The organism is Acinetobacter sp. YH12201 (genome assembly GCF_013418145.1).
Taxonomy (GTDB): Bacteria; Pseudomonadota; Gammaproteobacteria; order Pseudomonadales; family Moraxellaceae; genus Acinetobacter.
Map to the genome: position 1 here is coordinate 1 of NZ_VPCP01000092.1, position 10,421 is coordinate 10,421.

11 protein-coding genes and 1 pseudogene are annotated in these 10,421 nt (G+C 41.0%); 6 read left to right on the forward strand and 6 right to left on the reverse strand.

The annotated features are described in order from the left end of the window. Positions 1 to 423 precede the first annotated feature (423 nt). The gene (locus FTU91_RS14100) at positions 424 to 2,058 is read left to right on the forward strand and encodes a PglL family O-oligosaccharyltransferase (protein ID WP_180082557.1); all 1,635 of its coding nucleotides are present in this window, start codon (positions 424 to 426) and stop codon (positions 2,056 to 2,058) included. Positions 2,059 to 2,119: 61 nt separating this feature from the next. On the opposite strand, the gene bfr is transcribed toward FTU91_RS14100, so the two are convergent. From bfr to gmk, 6 genes are all read right to left on the reverse strand, one after another. Further along, positions 2,120 to 2,584, reverse strand: coding sequence for a bacterioferritin (gene bfr, locus FTU91_RS14105; RefSeq protein WP_180082558.1), 465 nt, complete (start codon positions 2,582 to 2,584; stop codon positions 2,120 to 2,122). Between the two features lie 249 nt (positions 2,585 to 2,833). Further along, positions 2,834 to 3,028, reverse strand: a complete 195-nt coding sequence (locus FTU91_RS14110; RefSeq protein WP_180082559.1) for a bacterioferritin-associated ferredoxin — start codon at positions 3,026 to 3,028, stop codon at positions 2,834 to 2,836. A gap of 166 nt (positions 3,029 to 3,194) precedes the next feature. After that, positions 3,195 to 3,578 carry a RidA family protein gene (locus FTU91_RS14115; RefSeq protein WP_166168620.1) on the reverse strand — a complete coding sequence of 128 codons (384 nt, stop codon included), beginning with the start codon at positions 3,576 to 3,578 and terminating at the stop codon, positions 3,195 to 3,197. Between the two features lie 69 nt (positions 3,579 to 3,647). Beyond that, on the reverse strand, positions 3,648 to 5,753 hold the full coding sequence (locus tag FTU91_RS14120) for a bifunctional (p)ppGpp synthetase/guanosine-3',5'-bis(diphosphate) 3'-pyrophosphohydrolase (protein WP_180082560.1): 2,106 nt from the start codon (positions 5,751 to 5,753) through the stop codon (positions 3,648 to 3,650). 221 nt (positions 5,754 to 5,974) lie between these two features. After that, a complete protein-coding gene (rpoZ, locus tag FTU91_RS14125) occupies positions 5,975 to 6,256 on the reverse strand; it encodes a DNA-directed RNA polymerase subunit omega (protein WP_004650579.1) in 282 nt (93 codons plus the stop codon). Positions 6,257 to 6,332: 76 nt separating this feature from the next. Next, the gene (gene gmk, locus FTU91_RS14130; RefSeq protein ID WP_180082561.1) at positions 6,333 to 6,956 is read right to left on the reverse strand and encodes a guanylate kinase; all 624 of its coding nucleotides are present in this window, start codon (positions 6,954 to 6,956) and stop codon (positions 6,333 to 6,335) included. 135 nt (positions 6,957 to 7,091) lie between these two features. On the opposite strand from gmk, the gene ispH reads away from it, so the two are divergent. From ispH to FTU91_RS14155, 5 genes and pseudogenes are all read left to right on the forward strand, one after another. Further along, a complete protein-coding gene (ispH, locus tag FTU91_RS14135; RefSeq protein ID WP_180082562.1) occupies positions 7,092 to 8,042 on the forward strand; it encodes a 4-hydroxy-3-methylbut-2-enyl diphosphate reductase in 951 nt (316 codons plus the stop codon). Positions 8,043 to 8,205: 163 nt separating this feature from the next. Continuing rightward, positions 8,206 to 8,643 (forward strand): Tfp pilus assembly protein FimT/FimU, encoded by a 438-nt coding sequence (locus tag FTU91_RS14140; protein ID WP_180082563.1) that lies wholly within the window; start codon positions 8,206 to 8,208, stop codon positions 8,641 to 8,643. Between the two features lie 18 nt (positions 8,644 to 8,661). Then, the gene (gene pilV / locus FTU91_RS14145) at positions 8,662 to 9,144 is read left to right on the forward strand and encodes a type IV pilus modification protein PilV (RefSeq protein ID WP_180082565.1); all 483 of its coding nucleotides are present in this window, start codon (positions 8,662 to 8,664) and stop codon (positions 9,142 to 9,144) included. After that, positions 9,137 to 10,159: a PilW family protein gene (locus FTU91_RS14150; RefSeq protein WP_180082566.1), complete on the forward strand. Its 1,023-nt coding sequence runs from the start codon at positions 9,137 to 9,139 to the stop codon at positions 10,157 to 10,159. Before pilV ends, FTU91_RS14150 begins: the two co-directional genes overlap by 8 nt. Next, positions 10,159 to 10,296 (forward strand): annotated as a pseudogene (locus FTU91_RS14155) (PilX N-terminal domain-containing pilus assembly protein); the annotation flags it as partial. The gene FTU91_RS14150 and the pseudogene FTU91_RS14155, both read left to right, overlap by 1 nt. Positions 10,297 to 10,421 lie beyond the last annotated feature (125 nt).

Below are 10,421 nucleotides of genomic sequence, written 5' to 3' on the forward strand. Positions count from 1 at the left end.
TGTTCCACTTTAGATATTTGTTTAAGATGAGATGTAACTCATTGAAATGTGTCATCATATTCGTCGTCAGAAAACAAGTATTATGCCATTATTTCAATGAGTTATCTTTTTTTGTCGTGTACAAAGCCAAAATGTACAAAAAATAGCATTAAAAAATGCCCACAATTTAAAAGAATTATTTGATTATAATGCTCATATAGATGTTACAGATATCTTAGAAAAAAATCCTGAAAGTTTTGCTTATATTCCATTAAAAGCGAGCCATAAAGATATGTCTGTACTTATTGATAAAAATGGTAATGTCATCAGAATCGTGAACTTACGTCCTTGGAACTAAGCACTATTTTATCATCCGAAAAGCAGATTACCTTTTAATCTGCTTTTTTATTATCATGTACCTATTCTATTTTCACTGATTTAATCATGAAATTTTTCTTATTGCTTTTAGCTAGCATCTTTATCTCCCTCGCCTGGCTCCTGCCTATCCATTACCGCCCTTGGGTTACCTATACGGGTGAACTGTTTGCTTTTTTATCACTATTTACTTTGGCTGCCATTTATTTAAAAGACAAAATTAAATTACCGGTCATCAGTTCGCCTTTATTGCTGCTTGCGATGATCCCCCTAATTCAATACTTAGCTGACGAGCTATTTTTCTTTGATAAAGCTTTGACTAGTACGCTCTTTGTCTTTGGATTCTGGCTGAGTATAGTTATCGGATATAACTTGTCTGTAGAAAAAATAAATCGTGAAGAAGTTTTTACCGGACTCAGTTATGTGTTTCTCATGGCTGGAACAGCGACGGGTGTGATTGCCATTTGTCAGTGGCTCACCCTGGATGCTTATATTCCCGGAATGGTGGATATGCAACGTGCTGTTCGTCCCTATGCCAATTTTGCCCAGCCAAACAATATGGCCACTTTTTTGCTCATGTCCCTTTTGGCATGTTTATATTTATATGAAACCAAAAAAGTTCAGACCAAATGGCTGGTTCCTGCAGCATTCATTATGTTAATGAGTGTGGCATTAAGCCAATCTCGAACCTCATGGGTAGCTTGTGTCTTTATTCTAGTTTATTTGGTCTATCAGCAATTTAAAGGCTATATCCATATTAAATGGTATTCTTTGGCGGCATGGTTGGCTGTATTTATAGGATTCGTCCTTGTATTGCCTGTCATTGGGAGCTATTTAACGCAATTATTGGACGTACAGATTAAAGCTGTTGATGTCGCTAGACGTGCAACAGGAGATATGTCGCGTTTAGCCATTTGGCAGCAAATGCTGCATGCCATTGCTGACCGTCCATGGTTTGGCTACGGCTGGAACCAGACCAGTGTTGCTTATACACTGGTCAGTGATCATTTTCAGGGGCCAGTGTGGATTCGTAGTGCACATAACTTTATTCTCGATTTTATCCTGTGGAATGGTCTCATTATCGGATTGCCTTTTCTTGTCTACTTTAGCTATTGGGGCTATCAACTAAATAAGCGGGTCAATTCAGTTGAATCCGTAATCGGGATTTTAATGGTGGGTGCAGTATTGATTCACGCCATGCTGGAATTTCCACAGTACTATGCCTATTTCCTGCTCCCGGTGGGTTTTATTATTGGACTGGTTCAATCACAGCAGGCAGATACCAAAATCCTGACCCTTTCACCCAATTATATGCGTGTTGCTTACGGGTTATTTTTCTTGCTGTTGATTCTGATCGTGCGAGATTATGCGGTGATGATCCCTAAGCTCAATCAAACGCTACGCTATGAAAAAACACCGGAAAAAATTACCAATCAAGATCAGGTTTATTTGCTAGAAGAATTTAACCGGCGTATAGACTGGATTCGTATGAATCCTTATAGCAAGGTGAGTGCACAACAGCTCGAGGAAATTAGGGAGATGGTGCTTAATTATCCGACCACCTATGATTTATACAAGTATGCCAAGATCCTGGCTTTTAATGGTTATGAGCAGGAGGCTAAACACCAGCTCTTGTTATTAAAAAAATTACGTAAAGTCGATATAGATTACGCATCATTGGCCCAGCCTGTTGCCAAGAAGTAAAATTTAAAAAAGTGAATCGCATAAATAAAACAGCCAGTCAATTGACTGGCTGTTTTTAAACTTAAAGCTGGCTTTGAATATAGTTTTCGATGCCCACTTTCTCGACCAGATCAAGCTGGGTGATGGTCCAATCCAGATATTCCTCTTCTTTTTCCAGGATTTCCTGAACCAGATCGCGAGTCACATAATCCATTTCCTGTTCAGCCAGACTGACCGCTTTTTGTAGGGCTTCAATATTTTCGTTGACTTTGCGTACATCGCAATTCAGTACTTCAACAGTATGCTGGCCGATGTACAACTTGCCTAAATTTTGTAAATTAGGCAGGCCTTCAAGAAATAAGATACGTTCAATAATTTTATCGGCATCTTTCATTTGTTGAATCGATTCTTTGTATTCTGCCGAACCCAGCTTTTCAATTCCCCAATCATTGAACATACGTGAGTGCAGGAAATACTGGTTAATGGCCGTCAACTGGTGATAAAGCACCTGATTTAACTGATTAATGACATCACGATTGCCTTTCATTGTAAGTTCTCCATCAACAATTTCTGCCTTAGCTATATGTCAGGCAATCAAAAAATATTATTTCAATTATCTTAAACAACAAGCTACACAATGGCGAGTAATTTATTGAACAGCAAATGAAAATCGCAATCAAAAATGATAATGGGCGCTATATTATACGGCATGCATAAAAAAACCGCCGAGAGGCATAAGCGGGAGGGGAGAAAATGATCTTTTGATCATTCAGTTTGTTATTAGGGTAATTTGGTTTTAAGCCGCTACGGAGATACGAGCTGCAATTTCTGAAAGTTCTTTACTAATGATGGAACGTGCTTCAGGTGCACAACGACCACAACAGGTACCTAAATCAAGCAGGTCACGAATTTCACGATAGCTTTCCGCGCCATTTGCGACAGCATCTTTAATATCTTGATCGGTAATACCACGGCATAAGCATACGTACATTTGAACTCGCCACACAAGAGTGAAATGGGATAAGTAATATTATTGATAATTATTATCGTTTGTCAATGAAATTCATTTGAAATATTATTTATTGTGATTGAGTTTTTAAATAAAAAAACACCACTTGATCGGTGGTGTTTTGTACAATTTTATAACTAATTGAAAATTATTTATTAATAATCACAATACCATCCATTTCAACCAAAGCCCCTTTAGGCAAGCTGGCTACACCTAATGCTGCACGGGCAGGGTAAGGTTGGGCAAAATATTCACCCATAATCTGGTTAACCAGTTGGAAATGGGAAAGATCGGTCAGGAAAATATTCAGTTTGGCGATATCTGCCAATGAGCCACCGGCTGCTTCACAGACTGCTTTTAAGTTATCAAATACACGGCGAATTTGCGCTTCAATGCCTTCAACCAGTTCCATACTATAAGGATCTAAACCAATTTGACCTGAAAGGTATAGGGTATTTTCAACTAAAATTGCTTGAGAATATGTACCAATGGCTGCAGGTGCATTTTCAGTATGGATTACTTGGCGGGACATCGATTTCTCCTTGTATCATCTCTATGCATCATAGCGTAAATTGTTCAATAAGAGTTGCTTATGTTTGAATTAACTGGCTTTAGATGCTTCGGCAATATTAATAGGCTGGGCTAAACGGCTAATGCGTGGAAAACCGAAGTGCATACGTAAATCACGAATAATCTGCGCAATTTGCTTACGGTTATGCACCACAATATGCACGTAGGTTTTATCTTCATGGCCATGAACCATTTCTACACCGGTTTTTTCTTTCCGGCATTGATAAATCAGGTCAGAAATCTGTTCATCATTCATCAGCATGTCAATACTTAAATAAGCAGTGAAACTGATGTCATCGACATCTTCAGATGTCCAGTGCAAGGGCATAATATTTTCTGGATGCATATGTTGTTCATGCAACAGATTATGACAACGTGCACGATGCACAATTAAACCGCGACGTGAGAGATGTCCTTGAATGGGGTCACCAAGCACAGGGTTGCAACAATGGGCATATTTGACATCTACACCTTCAGTGCCTTGAATAAGACGGGTAGAAGACTGGTTATCCAGACTTTGTCCTTGTGCAAACAGGTGGTTAGCTACCAATTGCGGTAACAGGTCACCCACGGCAATCTGTTCAAATAAGTGTTCCTTAGATTCGATATGTCGCCATTGCAATATATCGATCCAGTCTGCTTCGGTTAAATCTTTGATGGAGCGATTAAACAGTTTTAGCGCACGGTTCAGTGCCTGCTGACCGACCAGTTGTTGTTCTTCAATATCTTGATCACGCAAAATATTTTGGATGGCACGACGCGCTTTCTGGGTGTTAATGAAGCTGAGCCAGTCGGGATTTGGTGTCGCCAGAACATCAGTAATAATCTCGATGACTTGTCCACTCACCAGTGGTGTGGAAAGAGGCCGGGTTTCCCCATTAATTTTTGCCCCGACAGCATGGTTACCTAAAAACAGGCTGGCTGAATAGGCAAAATCGACGGCTGTGGCCCCTTGTGGCAGTTCGTGCAAATGGCCATGTGGGGTATACACCCAGATTTTTTCCTGATGTAAATAATCCAGCAGATCGCTAAAAGTGGTTTTGGCACATTCACCATCTACCAATACATTCAGGTTCTGCATGGAAGCTTGAATGGCTGAGCGGCAGGCTTGCGGTGCATTTTCACCCAATACAACGCCGAAACGGGCTGCCTTACGCATCAGCTCGGTCTGAATAGTCAGAGAGAGCGTGGTTTTCTCGCCTTTTAAACGCATCATTAAAGACTGGTTGCCACCCGGCAATGGACGGCGGATATGATCTTCATAATGCAGAATCTGGAAATTTTCACGCAGGATTTCTGCCAGGCGGTCACAGTCGGCAATGCTTTGCAGAATAATTTCAAAAGCATGGCTGTGGGTGAGCTCTTGCAGATCAATATCGTTTTTGACGAAGTGACGCAGCAATTCAATATTGTTATTTTTCTTTTTAATACGACCACTAATCTGGTGCTGTTGCAGCAGTTCAGTCAGGTTTTTTTCCCAGATGCTTTGATATTCACAGCGTTTCGGTTTGGTTTGTAGTAGGGCATCCTGAACATTGTTAAACATATCCAGGTCAAGATTTTGATAGCACAGATGTTCCAGATTGTCGGCCATCTCGTTCATGCCGACAATACGCGCCATCGGCACAAAAATATCAAAGGTTTCCTGGGCAATACGTGCCCGTTTATCTGGGCGCAACGAACCTAAAGTGGTCATGTTGTGATAACGGTCAGCCAGCTTAATAATAATGACACGCGGGTCTTGCAGGGTGGCTTGCAGAATTTTACGGAAGGAGGCGGCTTTATTATATTCTTTGTCGCTGGAATGGCTGAGTTTGGTTACCCCATCGACCAGCTCGGCCACTGTGCGGCCAAATTTTTCAGTAATGTCTTCTTTGTTGAAATCAGTATCTTCAATCACGTCATGCAGCAGGGCGGCCATCAGGGTTTCGGCATCCAGACGCATATGCGCAAGAATGCTGCTGACCGCAATCGGATGCAGAATATAGGGTTCACCACTTTTACGGGTGATGCCATCATGGGCAATATCGGCATAATCGCAGGCCACAAGCACGCGCTCGACATCACTTGCACTTAAGTAAGCGTCGATAATAATTTTGAGCTGTTGTTTGGCTTGGCTGACCTGTGGGCCTGGCATATAACACCTTTATTACTTCAGTTTCTACAATTCAAATCGCTAGAGCTTTAATGAAAAGCATATTGCATGACTTGTCAAATTTTTCATTTAAAAAACAGCAAAAAGATACATCCTAAATAACGTATCTTTAATTTTATGTTATAACGGTTATTCATCCAATATTAAAGTTGTGCAATAAAAAAAGCCTAGTTAAAACTAGGCTTTTTTTAAGATATTTTTTCTTATTGGAAAGAAAAGCCATCTAAATTCAAATTGTTTGCAGAAAGTGCAAGGTCAAGGCTAGAAGTTTGATAGTCTTGATCACGTTGTTTCAAAATATCTTTAGATACATGACCTGCCGCAATTTCACGTAAAGCAACTACGGTCGGTTTATCGTTGTCCCATTCTACAGTTGGTTCAATGCCTTGACGTGCCAATTGACGCGCGCGTTTGCTTGCCACTAGTACAAGCTCAAAGCGGTTGTCTACATGGTCTAAACAATCTTCAACGGTTACGCGTGCCATAAGAATTCTCGTTTGAATATTAAATTTGAACAGACTGGGCAGTATAAAATGCTTTGCCTGTAGACTCAAGTTTTAATCACGGTTCAATAGGAGTAATTAATTTTTCAATCAATTCCTGATGACGGGCTGCCTGCTGTGCAATCACTAAACGGTTGGCAATAATCACGCATTCCAGATCATGCAGTGCTTTATTAAAGTCATCATTAATAATAATATAGTCGAAGTTGCTATATTGCTGCATGTCTTCAACAGCACAGCTCAGGCGGCGCTCGATCACTTCAACGGAGTCAGTGCCCCGGTTGGATAGGCGCTGGCGCAAATCAAACTGGCTCGGCGGTAAAATAAAAATTTGTTTGGATTCAGGAAAAAGTTTGCGGACCTGATCCGCTCCTTGCCAGTCAATTTCAAGTAAAACATCATGCCCCTTGGAAAGCTGTTGTTTTACAGTCGCTTGCGCCGTACCGTAATAATTGCCAAACACTTCTGCATATTCAATAAAACCGCCTTGCTCAACCAAGGCAAGAAAGTCTTCTTTTTTTGAAAAATGATAATGTACACCGTCAAGCTCACCCGGGCGTTGACCACGCGTGGTATGGGAGACAGAAACGTGTAAATTGGTGACACGGTCGAGAAGGGCTTTAACGAGGGATGTTTTGCCTGTTCCAGATGCAGCAGAAACGACAAACAAGAGACCCGACATGATATTTTTCCTGATATGATAAAATATCTTCTCTATTTTAGAGCAGACGACCCGCAAACAAAATAGCCAAGCGTCTTTTTGTTGGCATTTATTTCAAATTATTCCGCTCAACTTCGGGTGAACATTGAGGATCTTATGGAAATTGTATTGGCCAATCCACGTGGTTTTTGTGCAGGTGTCGACCGAGCAATTGCGATCGTCAATCGGGCACTGGAATGCTTTAATCCGCCTATTTACGTGCGTCATGAAGTGGTGCATAACAAGTTTGTGGTGGATGATTTACGTCAGCGTGGTGCCATCTTTGTTGATGAACTGGATGAGGTTCCCGATGACAATATCGTGATCTTTAGTGCGCATGGTGTGTCAAAAGCGGTGCAGCAAGAAGCCGAGCGCCGCGGGTTAAAGGTGTTTGATGCCACCTGTCCACTAGTCACCAAAGTACATATAGAAGTGACCAAATATGCACGTGAAGGCACGGAAGCCATTTTGATTGGACATGAAGGACACCCGGAAGTGGAAGGCACCATGGGGCAATATGACAAGAAAAATGGTGGTGAAATCTATCTGGTTGAAGATGAAGAGGATGTGGCGGCATTAAAAATCCGTTATCCCGAGAAAGTGGCTTTTGTGACCCAAACAACGCTCTCCATTGATGATACCGCAAAAGTGATTGATGCTTTACGTACAAAATTTCCTGAAATTCAGGGGCCGCGTAAGGATGATATCTGCTATGCCACGCAAAACCGTCAAGATGCGGTACGTGACTTGGCCACTCAATGTGATGTGGTTTTGGTTGTAGGATCTCCTAATTCTTCAAACTCAAACCGTTTGCGCGAGTTGGCGGAGCGTATGGGGAAACATGCCTATTTGGTGGATAATGCAGATCAGCTTGATCAGGCCTGGTTTGATGAAAATACCAAAATTGGGGTAACTGCTGGTGCATCGGCACCCGAAATTTTAATCAAGCAGGTGATTCAGCGTTTACAGGATTGGGGCGCGAAAGCACAGGAAGAGCTGGCAGGGCGTGAAGAGAATATTACTTTTAGTTTGCCGAAAGAGTTACGTATTCCTGTAACACAGGCTTAATTTGTGAATTGTTTAACATTCTGAAAGTTCTAAAAAATTGACAGATAATTGCTTTTTGGCAATTATCTGTTTTTTTATGCCTTTTATCCTTTTATGTGCTTAATTTGTAATTAAGTTGGATATTATTTTAAATAGGGTAAAGTTTTGTTGCGTTGGGGGGGGTATGCAGAAAAATAAAGGATTCACTTTAATTGAGCTAATGGTGACGATTGCGGTGTTGGCGATTATCGCGATGATGGCGGCTCCTTCAATGACTAGCATGATTCGTAAAAACCAATTGCATAGCGATGCAAGAGCTATTGTTGAATTGGCAACAATGGCACGTTCCGAAGCTGTATTTACTAAGAAAGAACAGAAGTTGGCACTAGACGCCTCGGTAACAGACGGCAAGTTCAAGTGGTTGCCAGAGCAACATACTAGTTGGGCAACCAAACCAGTCAATAGCCTGACCTACAATATGTTTGGCTTTTTAGTTTCAGCGAATGATCGTGAGTGTTTTATTTTGCAGCATCAAAAAGATAGTTCAAAAAAAGCGGTCATCGAGTTTTATAAAAATGGTTCGATTCGATATGAACGCTCAAATAGCACATGCCCAAATTAATAGGATGAGGGTAAAACAATGATAAGAAATCAACGTGGTGTTGGCTTGGTCGAGGTTTTGGTGGCATTGGTGCTGCTTGGAATTGCAGTGCTAGGCTTTACTGCTTTGCAAATTCGGGCGGTTTCTGCCAGTGCAGACGCAGGTCAAAACATTCAAGCCATGAATATTGCACGAGATTTATCTGAACGTATCCGTATGAATCGTGCTGGATTAGATGAATATAAGGCAAATGCAACAGTGACAGATTGTGCTGCAAATTTTTGTACCAGTAATCAAATGGCAGCCTATGACTTTAAACAAGTTCAGTTGCGTGCAGAAAATTTAGGCATGTCTATTGCTGTGAACGACTGCCAAGGTTCGACCCTGAAAAGAAAATGTGTATATGTGGCTTGGGATACAACCACTGCAACTAATGGAAGTGGGGGTAATCACTGTACCAATGGAACAGCGTATAACCCAAATGCACAATGCATAATTATGGAGGCTTATAACTATGACTAAGCTTCAGAAAGGTTTCACTTTACTTGAGCTGATGATTAGCTTGGCAATTGGTTTATTGGTGGTCAGTGCAGCAACTGCTATTTTTCTCAGCGCACAACGATCTTTAGGATTTCAGTTGGGTATGGGTGATGTGCAGCAAAACTCAAATTTTGGCTTGGCAATGCTGACTCATGACTTACGACACGCCAATCTAAACACACCGTCTAACCAAAAAGTTAATAATAAGATGGTGGGTTCTGGCGTAATTTTTGCCCGAGAAAACTACCCATCCAGTTTGCATGCAAATTTGACCAATATTGCGTATAGCACACAAAATTTTGCCGATGATGGAACGGCAGGTAAAAGTGATCAAATTGTGATTCAGTTTGTGCCACAGTATCAAATTGAAGAAGCATCAGATGTTGACCCAAATGATGCTACCAAGAAAATCAATGAAAGATTATTAAGCAATACAGATATGTATGATTGCGAAGGCAATAGAATTGGATTTACAACCGCCAAAGCCAATGAAGACACCCAAGCAATCCGCCCAACCATGGTACAGCGTTACTTTATAGCAAAGTTACCAAATTCACAGCAGGGCAGTGATGGTTTGGATCGTTACGGGCTGTACTGTGATGCAGGGTATTACAATGCGGGTGATAGTACGATTGATGGTATAGGTAGCAATGCACAACTACTCATGCAAAATATTGATGCGTTTAAGGTGCTTTTGGGTGTGAAAAATCCACAAAACAATCAATTGCGCTATGTCACGATAGATCAATATAAAACTTTAATGTCATCCATTACTGCAGAAAAAGATTATCTACAAGTGATTTCCTTGCAGGTGTCTGTAGTAGCGCGATCTGCGACCAATATTGGGGCTGATGCTGGTTTAAATAATAAAACTATTACCCTCCCAGGCACCGCAACTGCAGTGGTGTTCGATGGTGATGCGAATTTGAATAAAAAATACATACGTCAACTGGTCACTCAAGTGGTTGGTTTGCGTAATACATTGGGAGCATCGTAATGAAACAACAAAAAGGTGCAACGCTCATTGTGGTTTTGGTCATTCTTATTTTAATTACCTTGGTTGGTACATTAGCTGTCCGTTCTGGGATTTTAGGATTAAGACTGGCCACCAACAGCCAAGTACAGGCTTTGTTATAGGACTTACGCATTGACGGATTCAAAAAAGTATTAAAATACTTTATAAAGTATCTGTGATCAGACGAATTAAAAATGCTTCTACAGCAACTTGTACTCTACCCATTTATATGGGCTTTCTCATG